Source organism: Longimicrobium sp. (assembly GCF_036399255.1).
Taxonomy (GTDB): domain Bacteria; phylum Gemmatimonadota; class Gemmatimonadetes; order Longimicrobiales; family Longimicrobiaceae; genus Longimicrobium.
Genome location: NZ_DASWNM010000145.1, coordinates 52,446 through 67,438, shown reverse-complemented (window position 1 = coordinate 67,438; position 14,993 = coordinate 52,446). Strand labels below are relative to the sequence as shown.

Annotated in this window: 9 protein-coding genes; all 9 read left to right on the top strand. The window is 71.4% G+C overall.

Annotation, left to right across the window (positions count from 1 at the left end):
- Nucleotides 1-494 precede the first annotated feature (494 nt).
- Nucleotides 495-2,735, top strand: a complete 2,241-nt coding sequence (locus VGC13_RS28020; protein WP_331128631.1) for a GGDEF and EAL domain-containing protein — start codon at nucleotides 495-497, stop codon at nucleotides 2,733-2,735.
- Nucleotides 2,736-3,332: 597 nt separating this feature from the next.
- Nucleotides 3,333-3,755, top strand: coding sequence for a hypothetical protein (locus VGC13_RS28015; RefSeq protein ID WP_331128630.1), 423 nt, complete (start codon nucleotides 3,333-3,335; stop codon nucleotides 3,753-3,755).
- An 8-nt stretch (nucleotides 3,756-3,763) separates the two neighbouring features.
- The gene (locus VGC13_RS28010; protein ID WP_331128629.1) at nucleotides 3,764-4,099 is read left to right on the top strand and encodes a hypothetical protein; all 336 of its coding nucleotides are present in this window, start codon (nucleotides 3,764-3,766) and stop codon (nucleotides 4,097-4,099) included.
- A gap of 86 nt (nucleotides 4,100-4,185) precedes the next feature.
- Nucleotides 4,186-5,838: an FAD-binding dehydrogenase gene (locus VGC13_RS28005; protein WP_331128628.1), complete on the top strand. Its 1,653-nt coding sequence runs from the start codon at nucleotides 4,186-4,188 to the stop codon at nucleotides 5,836-5,838.
- A 370-nt stretch (nucleotides 5,839-6,208) separates the two neighbouring features.
- On the top strand, nucleotides 6,209-6,910 hold the full coding sequence (locus tag VGC13_RS28000) for a hypothetical protein (RefSeq protein WP_331128627.1): 702 nt from the start codon (nucleotides 6,209-6,211) through the stop codon (nucleotides 6,908-6,910).
- 138 nt (nucleotides 6,911-7,048) lie between these two features.
- Nucleotides 7,049-8,734: a DNA repair helicase XPB gene (locus VGC13_RS27995; RefSeq protein ID WP_331128626.1), complete on the top strand. Its 1,686-nt coding sequence runs from the start codon at nucleotides 7,049-7,051 to the stop codon at nucleotides 8,732-8,734.
- A complete protein-coding gene (locus tag VGC13_RS27990; protein ID WP_331128625.1) occupies nucleotides 8,731-10,770 on the top strand; it encodes a helicase-associated domain-containing protein in 2,040 nt (679 codons plus the stop codon). Before VGC13_RS27995 ends, VGC13_RS27990 begins: the two co-directional genes overlap by 4 nt.
- A 540-nt stretch (nucleotides 10,771-11,310) precedes the next feature.
- Nucleotides 11,311-12,846, top strand: coding sequence for a M28 family peptidase (locus VGC13_RS27985; protein WP_331128624.1), 1,536 nt, complete (start codon nucleotides 11,311-11,313; stop codon nucleotides 12,844-12,846).
- 910 nt (nucleotides 12,847-13,756) lie between these two features.
- On the top strand, nucleotides 13,757-14,962 hold the full coding sequence (locus VGC13_RS27980; protein ID WP_331128623.1) for a hypothetical protein: 1,206 nt from the start codon (nucleotides 13,757-13,759) through the stop codon (nucleotides 14,960-14,962).
- Nucleotides 14,963-14,993: the final 31 nt, after the last annotated feature.

Below are 14,993 nucleotides of genomic sequence, written 5' to 3'. Positions count from 1 at the left end.
TCGGCGGGGTGCCCCTCCCCCGGCCCCTCCCCGTTCGTTCCTCACGGAGAGGGGAGAATTCGATCCCGCTCCGGACGACCCGTCGAGCGCGTTACCTCTCCCCCGCGCAGTTTGCGGGGGAGAGGCCGGGAGAGGGGGCCGCCCATCATCCCGCTCCACCCCTTCCGAAGCCGCTCCGCACGTAGCCCCCACCCAACCTCCCCCGGCAGTTTCGGGGGAGGTGCGAGCCTAAGCGAGCGGAGGGGGCGCCCGCGGGTCGCGACGAGCCCGCCCGTTCACCCCTTCACCCCTTCACCCCTTCACCCGTTCACTCGTTCACGAAACGCGATGGCGGAGTCGGGGCGGGAGGGTGAAAATCCAGCCGTTCCGCTTGCCCTCCGGCCGGTGCGCCTTTACCGTTCTGCATCCAACACCCGTTGCAGATCCCGCAGCACCTCCCCGCCGCGGTGGAACCTCTCCACCGTCCGCTCCGCAGGCTCCCGCACACCCGCTGCATGCCACACCATCTCCACCTCCCGCACCGCGCCGCCAATCCGGGGACCATCGCGGAAAAAGAGGTGCTTACCTATCGCCTGGTGGCGGCGCTGGCGACGGTGCCGGTGCTGGCCTTTGGGCTGGTGTACCGCGCCGTGCTCCCCAGCCCGGTGGATCCCTGGGCGTACCGCTTCGTGGTGGCGTCCGTGTGCCTGGTGGTGGTGGCCCTGTCGTTCGGGCAGCGGCGGCCCCTGCTGCTGCGCGCGATGTACGCGCTGTTCGGCGTCATCACCGGCTGGGTGACGTACCTGCTGCTGCTGAACCAGTTTGCGCCGGAGTACGCGCTGGGGCTGGTGGTGATCTGCGCCGTCATCAGCGTGCTGTTTCCCAGCCCCCGCGCGCTGGCCGCGTACGGCGCGCTCACGCTGGGCGGGGTGGCCGCCGTGGCCGCGCTGGTCCCCGATCCGCGGCTGAGCCCGCTGCTGTTCGGCAGCTACCTGGTGGTCATCCTGGTGCTGTTCTTCGTGGTCGTCCGCAACCGGCTGCGGGCGGAACGGGAGCTGGCGCACAGCGAGCAGCGCTACGCCCTTGCCGCGCTGGGCGCCCACGACGGGCTGTGGGACTGGGACCTGCGCGCCGGCACCGTCTACTTTTCGCCGCGCTGGGCGGAGATCGTGGGGATGGGAGGCCGGGAGATGGGGACGGACCCGGCGGCGTGGTTCGCGCGCATCCACCCCGACGACCGGCGGCGGGTGCACGCGGAGCTCACCCGCCCCGGCGAGCCCGCGGGAAGCCTGTTCGAGTGCGAGCACCGCATTGCGCACGAGGATGAGGAGTACCGCTGGGTGGTGCTGCGGGGCGTGCGCGTGGTGGACCGCCACGGAGCCACGGTGCGCATGGCGGGCTCGCTGACCGACGTGTCGGAGCGCAAGCGCTTCGAGCAGCAGCTGGTGCACGACGCCCTGCACGACTCGCTGACGGGGCTGCCCAACCGCGGGCTGTTCCTGGACCGGCTGGAGCGGGCCATCGCCTACGCGCAGCGGCACCCCGAGCAGCACTTCGCGGTGTTCTTCATGGACCTGGACCGCTTCAAGGTCATCAACGACCGCGTGGGGCACGTGGCGGCCGACCAGGTGCTGGTGGCGGTGGCGCGCCGGCTGGAGGCGTGCCTGCGACACGGCGACACGGTGGCGCGGCTGGGCGGCGACGAGTTCGCGCTGCTGGCGCACGACGTGGCCAACCCCTCGGCGCTGGCGCACCGCATTCAGCACGAGCTGGCGCGCCCGTTCGACGCGGCGGGGCAGCAGGTGCTGGTGACGGCCAGCGTGGGGATCGCGCTCAGCTCCATTGGCCTGGGGCGGCCCGAGGACGTGCTGCGCGACGCCGACGCGGCCATGTACCGGGCCAAGGGCCGCGGCCGCGCCCGCTTCGAGATCGCCGACGCGGAGCTGCACGCCCGCTCGCTGGAGCAGCTGGAGCTGGAAAGCCAGCTGCGCGACGCGCTGGAGCAGGACCAGCTGCGGCTGCACTTTCAGCCCATCGTGGTGATGGAAAGCCGCGAGCTGGTGGGCTTCGAGGCGCTGCTGCGCTGGCAGCACCCGGTCCGCGGCCTGCGCTCGCCCGACGACTTCATCCCCCTGGCCGAGCAGACGGGGATGATCATGTCCATCGGCCGGTGGGCGCTGCGCGAGGGGTGCCGGCAGATGGAGGAGTGGCGCCGCGCGTACGCCCTCAGCGAGCCGCTGTGGCTGAGCGTGAACCTGTCCAGCCGCCAGTTCCTGCACCCGCAGCTGGTGCAGGAGATCCAGGAGGTGCTGCGCGAGACGGGCTTTCCCCCCGACCGGCTGCGGCTGGAGATCACCGAAAGCGTGATCATGGACGATCCCGCCGCCGTGGGGCAGATCCTGCACCGGCTGCGCGAGACGGGGATCCGCGTGGCGGTGGACGACTTCGGCACGGGGTACTCGTCGCTGGCGTACCTGCACCGCCTGCCGCTGGACACGCTGAAGATCGACCGCTCCTTCGTTCACGACATGCACCTGGACCCGGCGCTGGTGGCCGTCATCCAGACGGTGATCTCGCTCTCCGGCAGCCTGCAGCTGGAGACGGTGGCCGAAGGGGTCGAGACGGACGAGGAGTCGCAGGCGCTGCAGGGGATGGGATGCCGCTTTGGCCAGGGGTACCTTTTCTCCCACCCCCTTGCCCCCGACGCCGCGGAACGGATGCTCTCGGACCTGCACGGCGCCGGCGTGGGATCGTGAGGTTCGGCGTCTTTTCTACGCGGACCCATCCTCATCCAGCTGACAGAGGAGATTTTGTATGTCCATAGCAGAATCGGATCTCGCCAGCGAATACGCGCAGATGGCTGCCGATTCAGCACGCGAGGTGGAGGCTGATGCGTGGGCGGACGCCCTGTTGGACGACGCAAGTGATGGCGTGCCCCACGAATTTCCGTGTGGGACGGATTGACCCGGGTGGTACGTCAGTCGCGCACCTGGGACGATTTCCGCGGGCTGCTCGTCGGGCTTCACCATCCGCCCGGGTGCGACTGCCACCGCTTACGCCACCCCCCTCCCCTGACCGAAACCGTGGGTGCGCGCGGCAGGTCCACCAGCCTCCCCGGACAGCGGATTGGAATAGGGGGTACAGAGCGTCGGGTCATACGAGGGCGGATGATCGTCCATTCGCCGCGTCGGGTGTCCTGGAACATGGACGCACGATGCGGTGCAATGGATGCCGCAAAAGGCGTAAGGTGAAGCGGCGGAAACGGATGACTTTGCACCGCGCGGATGGCCCCTCGCTTGCTGCCATGGACGGACACTTCGCCTCGTGATTCCCCGCCCCACCCGGAGGTTTCCATGCGTACGTACGCCCCCCTGCTCGTCCTTGCCCTGGCCGCCGCCGCGTGCGGCCCGTCGGTGCAGTCCGCCGCGTACGTGCCGCTCCCCGAGGCGCGCGCGGATGCCGGGGTGATGCGCATCTACGAGCACACCCGGCCTGCCTGCGCGTTCGAGGAGATCGGCCGGCTGACGGGCCGACGCCGGCTGCCCACGCATTCGCCGGACGAGATCGCGAACGCCATGCGCCGCCGCGCCCGCGAGATGGGCGGCGACGCCATCATCGCGTTCGGCGAGCGCACGGAGCCCGGCGGCACGCTGGTGATCCCCGTCTCCGAGCACGCCGCCGTTGCGACCGAGACCGCCGCCTCGCACTTCGTGGGGACGGTGATCCGCTTCACCGATCCGTCCTGCGCCGCCGCGACCGCCCACACCCCCGGCTGATCCCGCGGATGCGCGTCCGCACCGCCCTGGCCCTCACCGCGCTCGCGTTCGTCCTCGCCGCCGCATCGGCCGGGTACCAGCAGGTGGGGCCGGAGCGGATGGTGGAGGGCGAAGGATGGTGCACCACCCCGGCGCCGTGCGCGGTCCCCGTGCTCGGCGCCGGCTTTCCGTTTCCGTGGATGGTGGACAACCCGCAGGTCTCCGTCCCCAACGCCATCGGCGTGGGCGAGGACGATTTTCGCCCCGGCGCGTTCCTGATGGACGCGCTGTTCTTCTTTGCCTTCGGCGTGCTCGTCATCCGCATCCGCCGTGAAATCCGCGCCCGGCGCACCTCCGCGCATTGACGCGGGCGGGGCGTGAACGCAGTGTACGTGCGCGCGCCCAGTCCACCGCGGACGGCATTCCCACCGAGACGGAAATCCACGGAACCATGACCCACGACGCGGACGTCATCATCGTCGGCGCGGGCCTCGCCGGGCTGGTCGCGGCGGCGGAGCTCGCGGATGCGGGAAAGCGGGTGATCGTGCTGGAGCAGGAGCCCGAGCAGTCGCTGGGCGGACAGGCGTTCTGGTCGTTCGGCGGGCTGTTCCTGGTGGATTCGCCGGAGCAGCGGCGGATGGGGATCCGGGACAGCCGCGACCTGGCGCTCACCGACTGGATGGGCACGGCCGGCTTCGACCGCGACGAGGACGTGTGGCCCAAGCGCTGGGCCGAGGCGTACGTGGACTTTGCCGCGGGGGAAAAGCGCGCGTGGCTGTACGAGCGCGGCGTCCGCTGGTTCCCGGTCGTGGGCTGGGCGGAGCGGGGCGGATACGGGGCCATCGGCCACGGCAACTCCGTCCCGCGCTTTCACGTGACCTGGGGCACGGGGCCGGCCGTGGTGGAGCCGTTCATCCGCCGCGTTCGACAGGCGGAGAAGGACGGCCTGGTCTCCATCCGCTTTCGCCACCGCGTGGACGGGCTGCGCGTGACGGACGGCGCGGTGGACGGCGTGCACGGCGCGGTGCTGGACCCGTGCGACGCCGCGCGGGGAAAGCCGTCCACGCGCAACGTGACCGGCGACTTCGCGCTGCGGGCGCAGGCGGTCATCGTCACCTCCGGCGGCATCGGCGGCAACCACGAGCTGGTGCGGAAGAACTGGCCAAAGCGGATGGGCGAGCCGCCCAAGCGGATGATCAGCGGCGTGCCCGCGCACGTGGACGGGCGGATGCTGGAGATCAGCCGGGCGGCGGGGGGCACCATCATCAACCCCGACCGCATGTGGCACTACACGGAGGGGATTCAGAACTGGGATCCGCTCTGGCCCATGCACGGCATCCGCATTCTTCCCGGCCCGTCGTCGCTGTGGTTCGACGCGCTGGGGCGGCGGCTGCCCCCGCCGCTCTTTCCCGGCTTCGACACGCTGGGCACGCTGGAGCACATCGCGAAGACCGGGTTCGACTACACCTGGTTCGTGCTGACGCAGAAGATCATCGAAAAGGAGTTCGCGCTCAGCGGCAGCGAGCAGAACCCCGACCTTACGGGGAAGAGCGTGCGCAAGGTGCTCAGCCGGGTGCTGCCGGGCGCGCCGCCCCCGGTAGAGGCTTTCAAGCAGAAGGGCGCGGACTTCGTGGTGGCCCCGTCGCTGGCGGAGCTGGTGCGGGGGATGAACGCGCTGACGGACGAGCCGCGCATCGACTTCGCGGAGCTGCAGGCGCAGATCGTGGCGCGCGACCGGCAGCTGGACAACGAGTTCGGCAAGGACGCGCAGATCACGGCCATGCGCGGCGCGCGCGCCTACCGCGGCGACCGGCTGATCCGCGTGGCCAAGCTGCACCCCATCCTAGACCCCGCGGCCGGCCCGCTGATCGCGGTGCGGCTCAGCATCCTGACCCGCAAGACGCTGGGCGGCCTGCAGACGGACCTGAGCGCCCGCGTGCTGCGCGACGACGGCCTGCCGCTCCCCGGGCTCTACGCGGCGGGCGAGGTGGCGGGCTTTGGCGGCGGGGGGATGCACGGCTACCGCGCGCTGGAAGGCACCTTTCTGGGCGGCTGCATCTTCTCCGGGCGGACGGCGGGGCGCGCGGCGGCGGCGGTGGTGTGAGCGGCAGACTTTCCGCTACGAAGAAGATCGCACTGCGTCCGAGGAGGGGATCGCCGTCAGTTCAGGGTTCGGGGACGGGCATCGAACTGGCGCCCGCGAGGGGCCCCTCCCCCCGGCCTCTCCCCGCTCGTTCCTCACGGAGAGGGGGAGAATTCGATCCCGCTTCGGCTGTCCACAATTTGGCCGCTTTCTCCCAACCCGCTACGTGGCAGGTACTTGCTCCTGCTCCACAGCCGCCAGTCCGCGAAGGCGGCCTTCGTGTGGTTGTTGCAGCGAATTCATTCGCCCTTGCCGGGAATCTCCGCCGTACGGCCACCGCCTTCCGAGTGCGTCCACATCCCACCATCCACCCTCCATCCCCTCCCCCACCATGAACCCACCCCGCTACCGCTCCGTCGCCGTGCACTGGCCTCGCCTGCTGGCGGGGTGCGCGGTGATGACGGGGCTGCTGATCCTGGCCGCGGCGTGGGAGCCGGCGGCGCCGGTGCTCGATTCGCCGCTTTTGTCGATGCTGTGCATTGGGGCGATGATGGCGGGCGTGGTGGGATTCGGACGCCCCTGGGCGGAGTTCGAGCTGCGTGACGAAGGCGTCCTGCGGCGCGAGGGGCTCGTCTTCTCCCTCTTTCGCCGCGCGTCGTGGATGCCGTGGGCCGCGATCGAGAGATGCGATCTCGCGGAAGAGCTGGACGGCAGCCGCTCCCTCACCCTGCACACGCGCCACGGCGCGGCGTGGAAGCTGTGGGAGAAGTACGGCGGCGACTTCGACGCGTTCCACCGCGAGCTTGCCACGCGGCTGGAGCGGCGTTCCGCGGCGGGTGCGGACGCGGCGGCCCCGATGCGCTCGGCATGGGACGGGGGCGGAGCGAGGATCGCCGTCGGCGTGCTGGCGGTCGCCTGGGTCGCGCTGGGCGTAGCGACGGTGATGGGGCCGGCGGAGGGACGCGGCGCGCGGCTGGCCAGGCTGGCCGCCGTGGGCCTGCTGCTGGCGCCGCTGCTGATCCGCGCGTTCTTCGGCCGCCGAGGCGCTTCCGCCGCCACCCACCCTGACGATCGAGGCGCGAAATCACCCTGATTCCGCGGTGAAACGCATCATCTTCCCCGTTGTTCATTTCGGGCACTTTCGCCCGGCGCCGCAACCCGCTACTCTTCCGCCGTACCGCGCGAGACACGCGCACTCCCTCCGCACGCCCAGGCTCCGTACCACTCGCGGATGACAGCATACCGCCCCGAGAACCCCCTCATCGTCCAGGGTGACCAGTCCATCCTGGCGGAGGTGGCCAGCGCGCGCTTCGGCGAGGCGCGCGACCGCATCGCCCGCTTCGCCGAGCTGGTGAAGTCGCCCGAGCACGTGCACACCTACCGCATCACCCCCCTCTCCATCTGGAACGCCTGCGCGGCGGGCGCGGCGCCGGACGAGATCGTGGGCGTGCTGCGCGAGTTCTCCAAGTACGCCGTCCCCGCCAACGTGGAGTCCGGCATCCGCGACGCGGCCACGCGCTACGGGCGGCTGCGGCTGGTGCGCGCCCCCGACGGCCTGGTGCTGGCCGCGGACGAGGCGGTGCTGGCGGAAGAGGTGTCGCGCATCCGCGGCGTGGCGCCGCACCTGGGCGAGCGGCTGTCGCCCACGGAGTTCCGCGTGCACACGGCGGAGCGCGGGCGCCTGAAGCAGGCGCTGGTCAAGGCCGGCTGGCCCGCCGAAGACGTGGCCGGCTACACGCAGGGCGAGCCGCTGCCCATCGCGCTGCGCGAGACGACGCGCGGCGGCCAGCCCTTCGCCCTGCGCGCGTACCAGGTGGAGGCGGCGTCGGCATTCCACGCCGACGGCTCGGACCGGGGCGGGTCGGGGGTGGTGGTGCTGCCGTGCGGCGCGGGAAAGACGGTGGTGGCCATGGAGTGCATGGCGCGCGTGGGGAGCAGCACGCTGGTGCTCACCACCAGCGTGACGGCGGTGCGGCAGTGGATCCGCGAGCTGCTGGACAAGACGGGGCTGCACGACGACCAGGTGGGCGAGTACACCGGGCAGAACAAGGACGTGCGCCCCGTCACCGTGGCTACCTACCAGGTGCTCACCCACCGCGAGAAGGCCGACGCGCCCTTTCGCCACCTGGAGCTGTTCGACCAGCGCGACTGGGGCCTCATCGTCTACGACGAGGTGCACCTGCTTCCCGCCCCCGTGTTCCAGGTGACCGCCGGGCTGCAGGCGCGCCGCCGGCTGGGGCTTACGGCTACGCTGGTGCGCGAGGACGGGCGCGAGGACGACGTGTTCGCCCTGATCGGGCCCAAGAAGGCGGACGTGCCCTGGAAGGTGCTGGAGGGCCAGGGGTGGATCGCCAAGGCGGAGTGCACCGAGGTGCGCGTGCCGCTGCCGGAGGAGCTGCGGATGCCGTACGCGGTGTCGGACGCGCGGCAGAAGTTCCGCATCGCCAGCGAGAACCCCGACAAGCTCGCCGTCATCCGCCGCATCCTGGCGCTGCACCCGGACGAGCCGGCGCTGGTGATCGGGATGTACGTGGACCAGCTGGAGCTCCTCGCCGCCGAGCTGGACGTGCCGGTGCTGACGGGGTCCACCGGCCAGCGGAAGCGCGACGCGCTGTACCGCGACTTTCGCGAGGGGCGCATTCCCGTGCTGGTGGTGAGCAAGGTGGCCAACTTCGCGGTGGACCTTCCCGACGCCTCCGTCGCCATCCAGGTGTCGGGGACGTTCGGGTCGCGGCAGGAAGAGGCGCAGCGGCTGGGCCGCATCCTTCGTCCCAAGGCGGGCGACAACCAGGCCCACTTCTACACGCTGGTCAGCCGCGACACCGACGAGCAGGAGTACGCCCTCAAGCGGCAGCTCTTCCTGTGCGAGCAGGGCTACGCGTACCGCATCGCCGACGCCGAGGAGATCGCCGGATGAAGGTGCCGACCGAGGACTGGCTTCCCGCGCTGGCGTGGCTGCCGCGCTGGGACGGGCTTTCGCCGGGCGCGCGCGCCGCGTGGCTCACCATCAAGCCCACCCCTGGCATGGGCGCCCTTTCGGCCCGCGTCGGGGACGAGCTGGTCGCCGCCGGGCTGATGGATCCCCCGGGCCCCAAGGGAAAGCAGCACCGGCTCGTCCCCGGCGCCCGGCCGCTGCTGCGGGTGCTGCGGGCGATGAACCGCGTGCCCGTGCTGGACCTCGATACCGGCGCGCTGGGTGCCTACCTGGGCGCGCACTTTACGTACGAGCAGATGAACCTGCTCAGCATCACCGCCCACGGCGCCGGGTGGAGAAGCAACGCGGGCGGGCTGGAGGACATGGTCTCGTCCGAGGAGTGGGTCACGGCGCTGCTGGAGCTGCGGGACGCGAGCGCGGCGCACAGGTGGGAGATGCCCCGCCGCCCCGCCAGCGAGCCGATGCTGCTGGCCGATCCGGGGACGCTGGCGGCGCTGCAGCGGCTGGTCACGTTTCTCAAGGACCACCCGCAGGGCGTCCCCCTGCGCCAGCTGGGCGAGATCCTGCCGGACGTGGAGCCGCGGCACCGGGCGGCCGCCCTGGCGGCGGGCGCGCGCTACCTGTTCGTCTTTCCCGCGCTCCGCACGCAGCGCGCGGAGGCGTGGATCGGCCTGCTGCCGGCCGTGGTGCGGCGGATGGGGCCGCCGCCGCCCCCGCCGCGGGCCTTTGCGCCGGCGGAGACGTTCGAGGTGCCGTTCCGCCTGGCCGACATGACGACGGTGCTGGTGGATGCGGCCACGGAGCCCATCCCCGTCCGCGACAGCGACCGCACGCTGTACGTCCGCAGCCAGAAGCTCATCGCGTCGCGCCTGCCGGGGCTTCCGGAGTGGGTTGAGGCCGCCGCCCTCCTGGGCTCGGCGGAGGGGGAGGCGGACCATACGGTGGGGATGCGGCCGGGCGCCGCGGAGCGCATCCACCTGGCCGTGGAGTTCCTGCGCCAGCTGAAGCTGGCGGACACGCGCAGCACGGGCGACCGCTACCAGCTGGTGCCCAGCCGCGCGGGCCAGACGTGGCTGGCCCTGGCCGAGGGAGAGCGGCTGAAGGGCGTGCTGCAGGCCCTGCGCGACTCGCCGCAGCGCGTGCCGGGCTCGTGGTACACGGAACCGGGCGTGGTCGACTTCTTCGGCGCGCACCTGGGCTTCTCGCTGACCAACCGCAAGCTGGACCTGCGCAGCGCGCTCACGGCCGCGTTCCTTTCCATCCCCGCCGGGGAGATGGTGCCGCTGGACACCTTCCTCCAGCACCACGCGCAGCGGGGGAACCCGTTCCTGGCCGGGTCGCAGCGCCTGAGCGGCGTGGGGGGGTGGAGCGGCGTGCCCCACACGCGCGAGGGGTGGGAGCGGACGTGGGCCGGGCTGCTGGTGGGCTTTCTTCTGCTGCGGCTGGTGCCGCTGGGCGGGGCGCGGCTGGGGCGGACGGGCGAGGTCAGGCTGGGGTTCGGGCTCACGGACGCCGGGCGCTTTCTGCTGGGCGCGGCGGACGACTTCAGCTACGCGCCGCCGCCGGAGGGCGAGGTGGTGGTGCAGCCGGACTTCGAGGTGGTGTTCCTGGCGCCCGCGCCGCGGGTGGAGGCGGAGCTGGGGCGGTTCGCGGAGCGCACGGGCGCCGGCGTGGGCGCGCTCTTCCGCGTCACGCGCGCGTCCGTGCTGCGCGCGGCCGAGCAGGGGCTGACGGCGGACGGGGTGCTGGGGACGCTGGAGGGCGTGTCGCGCAGCGGGGTGCCGGCCAACGTGGCGCGGCAGGTGCGCGACTGGATGAAGACGGTGCGGCGCGTGCGCATCCGCACCGCCATGCTGATGGACTGCCCCGACGCGGAAACCGCCGCGCGTGCCCTGGCGCTGGGCGGCGCACGGGCGGCCAGGGTCACGCCCACGCTGCTCCGCCTGGAGATGACGGGCAAGGACCGCACGGCGTTCGTAAAGAAGCTGCGCGAGCGGGGGATTTTCGTGGCGGAGTAGAGGGGACAGGGAATAGGGAATAGGGAATAGGGGAATAGGGAACAGGGAATAGGGAATAGGGAATAGGGAATAGGGAATAGCGGGCAACGGCGGGCCGATGCCGGTACTGCTGGCCCGAGTTCCGTGAGCAAGGGACTGCGCAGCAGGTGGGGAACTCGCACGCGGTCAACGGAGTTTTCTCGTGCCGTTTCCCCTGCTCCCAAGGTCCGAAACGCTGATCCGTGGTGAGCGGAGGCATGGCGCTCCTGTCGACGAGGCACGAGCCGGCGTGGTGCATCGGGAACGGCGGAGAGATGGAATGCGGCAGGGGGCCATGAGAATTTTTTTAGGGAGGATGCAGATCGGCCGATGATCCCGGAGGCGCAGGGGAACAGGCCGTTCGCACCACCTGATGCGCGATCTTGAGAACCCTCCGCCACGTCCACGGTCGAGGTGAACGGCCTGGGCCGCAAAACGTCCGTGCTCGCCTTGCCGCAACGGGGATGGTCCGGTAGCATGCGCAGTCGCCGCCGAACGCCCCCTGCACGCTGGATGAGTCTCATGCGCCTGCGATCCGTCTTCCTGTCGATCGTCTTCGCCGTCCTCGCGGGATGCGCGGCGCCCGCGGCCGGACCCGCGCCCGCCGCGGCGCGGGCGCTGGGGGCGGACGCGGACCCGCCGGCGCTGGAGGCGATCACCGAGGCGGAGCTGCGGCGCGACCTGTTCGCGCTGGCGTCGGACGCCATGCGCGGGCGCGAGGCGGGCGAGCTGGACGAGATGCGCGCGTCGGCGTGGGTGGCGGAGCGGGCGCGCGAGGCCGGCCTGCTCCCCGCGGGCGACGACGGGACGTACTTCCAGTTCTTTCCCGTGCGGCGCGTGCGGACGGCGGCCCACAGCACCGTCAGCCTCGGCGGCGCGCCGCTGGCGCTGGGGCGCGACGTGGTGGTCGCGGCGCCGGCGGACGCGCGCGTGGACCTGCCGGTGGTCTTCGTGGGCCAGGGGCGCGAGGCGGACGTCGCCGACGTGGACCTGCGCGGCAAGGCGGTGGCCGCGATCCTCGGCCCGCCGAACACCGTCCCGGTTTCCTGGATCAGCCTGTTCGGGCGCCGCTACACGCAGGCGGCCGTCCGCGACCGCGCCGCCTTCCTGGTGCAGCGCGGCGCCGCGGCCGTCATCCTGGTCTCCGACTCCGTGGCGGAGACGCAGTTCGAGGTCACGGGGAGCGCCATGCTGCGCGGCCGCTACACCCTGAACGACGGCACGGAGCAGCGCCCCGCCGGCCAGCCGCCCGTCTTCTGGGTGCGCCGGTCCATGCTGGACGCGGTGCGCGCGCCGGGGCAGCGGCTGGTGGCGACCGTCGCCAGCGAGAGCTTCGTCTATCCCTCGGCCAACGTGGTGGCGGTGGCGCCCGGCGCGGACCCGGCGCTGCGCGGCGAGCACGTGCTGTTCAGCGGGCACCAGGACCACGACGGCACGCGCGTGCCCGTCGGCGGCGACAGCATCTGGAACGGCGCGGACGACAACGCCACCGTCAGCGTGGCGATGCTGGCCATCGCGCGGGCGTTCCGCGAGCAGCCGGGGCGGCGCGCGGCGCTGTTCGTGTGGCACGGCGCGGAAGAGCGCGGGCTGCTGGGCTCGCGCTGGTACGTGCGGCATCCCACCGTGCCGCGCGAATCCATCGTGGCGGTGCTCAACGGCGACATGATCGGCCGCAACCACCCGGACAGCGCGGCGCTGCTGGGCTCGCGCCCGCCGCACCGAAGCTCGTCGGACCTGGTGGCGATGGCGGAGCGGGCGAACGCGGAGGTGTCGCGCTTCATCCTCGACAGCTCGTGGGACGATCCGCAGCATCCCGAGGGGTGGTTCTTTCGCAGCGACCACCTGCCCTACGCGTGCGCCAACATCCCGTCGCTCTTCTTTACCACGCTGCTGCACGACGACTACCACACGCCCGAGGACGAGGCGGACCGCATCGACACCGCCAAGCTGACCCGCGCCACGCGCTGGATGTACGCCACCGGCTGGCTTGCCGCCCAGGCCGACGCCCGCCCCCGCCTGGAGCCCGGCTTTCGCCTGGAGCGCCCGTGCACCCCGTAGCCACATCGTGCCGGAGGAGGAATCCGTCTTCCTGAGTCCAGGGGCGCTCCTAGCACTCTGCCCGGCGAAAGCAGAGTTGTCATTCCGAGGCCCGGCCACGCTGAAGCCGGACGATCACGCCGCAGGTTGCAGGGCCGAGGAATCTACCGTCCGCTCGCGCGAGGCCGGACGCGGCAGCCCGCGCCACCGCCGCGGCGGCGAAACCGCCGGACAGGGCCGGTCCGGGGTGTCGCGACAGGCCACGAGGAAACGGAAAGTAGATTCCTCGGTCGCGCGCAACCGGTTGTGCGGCTTCTGGCTGCACGTGGTGCGCTTCCTCGGAATGACAGATCGGGGCGCTGCGGTCAGTGGTTTCTATTCGCCCGAGGCGCCGTTCCGTATCCTGCCTGCGATGAGCTTGGCGCGGACCGAAGGATCTCGCCATAGCCGGGGGCGGCTCCAGCGCACCAGGACCTGCTCCGCAGCAGCGGAGAGCAGGTCCTTCGGTCGCGCGCAACCGGTTGTGCGGCTTCTAGCTGCACGTGGTGCGCTCCCTCAGAGGGTGTTGCCAAACCTCCCAGCGTGATTGACTTCCTGAGAGAGGCGCCGCCCCGCAACTCGCTTGTACGCTTCACCTTCGCGCCGACCGAAGGACCTCGCCAGCAGAACGACGGGGCGGGTCCCGTGCCCTGATCTGGCCCCCGCGCCACCGAGACGAGGTCCTTCGGTCGCGCGCAATCTGTTGTGCGGCTTCTGGCTGCACGTGGTGCGCTCCCTCAGGAAGTCATTGCGGTGAGGGTGTAGAAGACCCTCTCGATGCGAGGAGCAGCAGCATCCGTTTGCACGTCAGCAGGTACAAGGCACGGGATGTGATGGAAACCGTGCGCGCCTGACCGTCATCCCGTTCCCCACCCATCCAGCCGAGCCGCCCGTGACCGACCGCCAAACGACCATCGTCTGCCTGACCAGCTTCTTCAAGGGCGAAGAGTTCATCCGCGAGTGCAGGCGGCAGGGGTGCCGCGTGCTGCTGATCACCGTCGACAAGCTGCGCGACGCCGACTGGCCGCGCGACGCCGTCGACGAGATGCTGTACATGCCGGACCTGTTCAAGCGCGAAGACGTCATCCACGGCATCAGCTGGCTGGCGCGCACCGAGCACATCGACCGCATCGTGCCGCTGGACGAGTTCGACCTGGAGATGGCGTCGGCGCTGCGCGAGCACCTGCGCATCCCGGGGATGGGCGAAACCACGGTGCGCCACTACCGCGACAAGCTGGCGATGCGGATGCAGGCACGCGAAGCCGGCATCCTGGTCCCCGACTTCGTCCCCGTGCTGCACCACGAGCCCATCACGCACTTCCTGCGGACGGTGCCCGCGCCGTGGGTGCTCAAGCCGCGCTTCTCGGCGTCGGCCATCGGCATCCACAAGCTCAGCGATCCCGAGCAGGTGTGGCGCACCATCGAGGAGCTGGGCGACAAGCGCTCGTTCCACCTGCTGGAGCGCTTCGTCCCGGGCCGCGTGTACCACGTGGACTCGCTGGCGTGGAACCGCGAGATCGTGTTCACCGAGGCCAACGGCTACGTGAGCCCGCCCTTCGAGGTGTACCACGGCGGCGGCATGTTCTGCACGCGCACCCTGCCCCGCGACGGAGAAGAGGCGCAGGCGCTGCGGGCGCTGGACGCGCAGGTGCTGCAGGCCATGGGGATGGTGCGCGGCGCCATGCACACCGAGTTCATCCGCGCCGACGAGGACGGCCGCTTCTACTTCCTCGAGACGGCGGCGCGGGTGGGCGGCGCCAGCATCGTGGACATGGTGGAGGCGGCGACGGGCGTCAACCTGTGGCGCGAGTGGGCGCGGCTGGAGGTGGCGGACGCCCGCGGCCAGCAGTACGCCCCGCCGCAGCGCCGGGACGACTACGCCGGGCTGCTGGTGTCGCTGGCGCGGCAGGAGTGGCCCGACACGTCTGCGTACAACGATCCCGAGCTGGTGTGGCGGATGACGAAGAAGCAGCACGTGGGGATGATCGTCGCCAGCCCCAGCCACGAGCGCGTGGCGGAGCTGCTGCCGCAGTACCTGCGGCGCGTCCGCGACGACTTCTACGCCTCCATGCCCGCCGCGACCTCCGCGACGGACTAAAAAGGACGGGTTTCACACAGAGTCAGCAGAG

Coding starts and splice junctions, on each gene's coding strand:
- VGC13_RS28020 (WP_331128631.1), top strand. CDS start 495: ATGCCACACCATCTCCACCTCCCGCACCGCGCCGCCAATCCGGGGACC.
- VGC13_RS28015 (WP_331128630.1), top strand. CDS start 3,333: ATGCGTACGTACGCCCCCCTGCTCGTCCTTGCCCTGGCCGCCGCCGCG.
- VGC13_RS28010 (WP_331128629.1), top strand. CDS start 3,764: ATGCGCGTCCGCACCGCCCTGGCCCTCACCGCGCTCGCGTTCGTCCTC.
- VGC13_RS28005 (WP_331128628.1), top strand. CDS start 4,186: ATGACCCACGACGCGGACGTCATCATCGTCGGCGCGGGCCTCGCCGGG.
- VGC13_RS28000 (WP_331128627.1), top strand. CDS start 6,209: ATGAACCCACCCCGCTACCGCTCCGTCGCCGTGCACTGGCCTCGCCTG.
- VGC13_RS27995 (WP_331128626.1), top strand. CDS start 7,049: ATGACAGCATACCGCCCCGAGAACCCCCTCATCGTCCAGGGTGACCAG.
- VGC13_RS27990 (WP_331128625.1), top strand. CDS start 8,731: ATGAAGGTGCCGACCGAGGACTGGCTTCCCGCGCTGGCGTGGCTGCCG.
- VGC13_RS27985 (WP_331128624.1), top strand. CDS start 11,311: ATGCGCCTGCGATCCGTCTTCCTGTCGATCGTCTTCGCCGTCCTCGCG.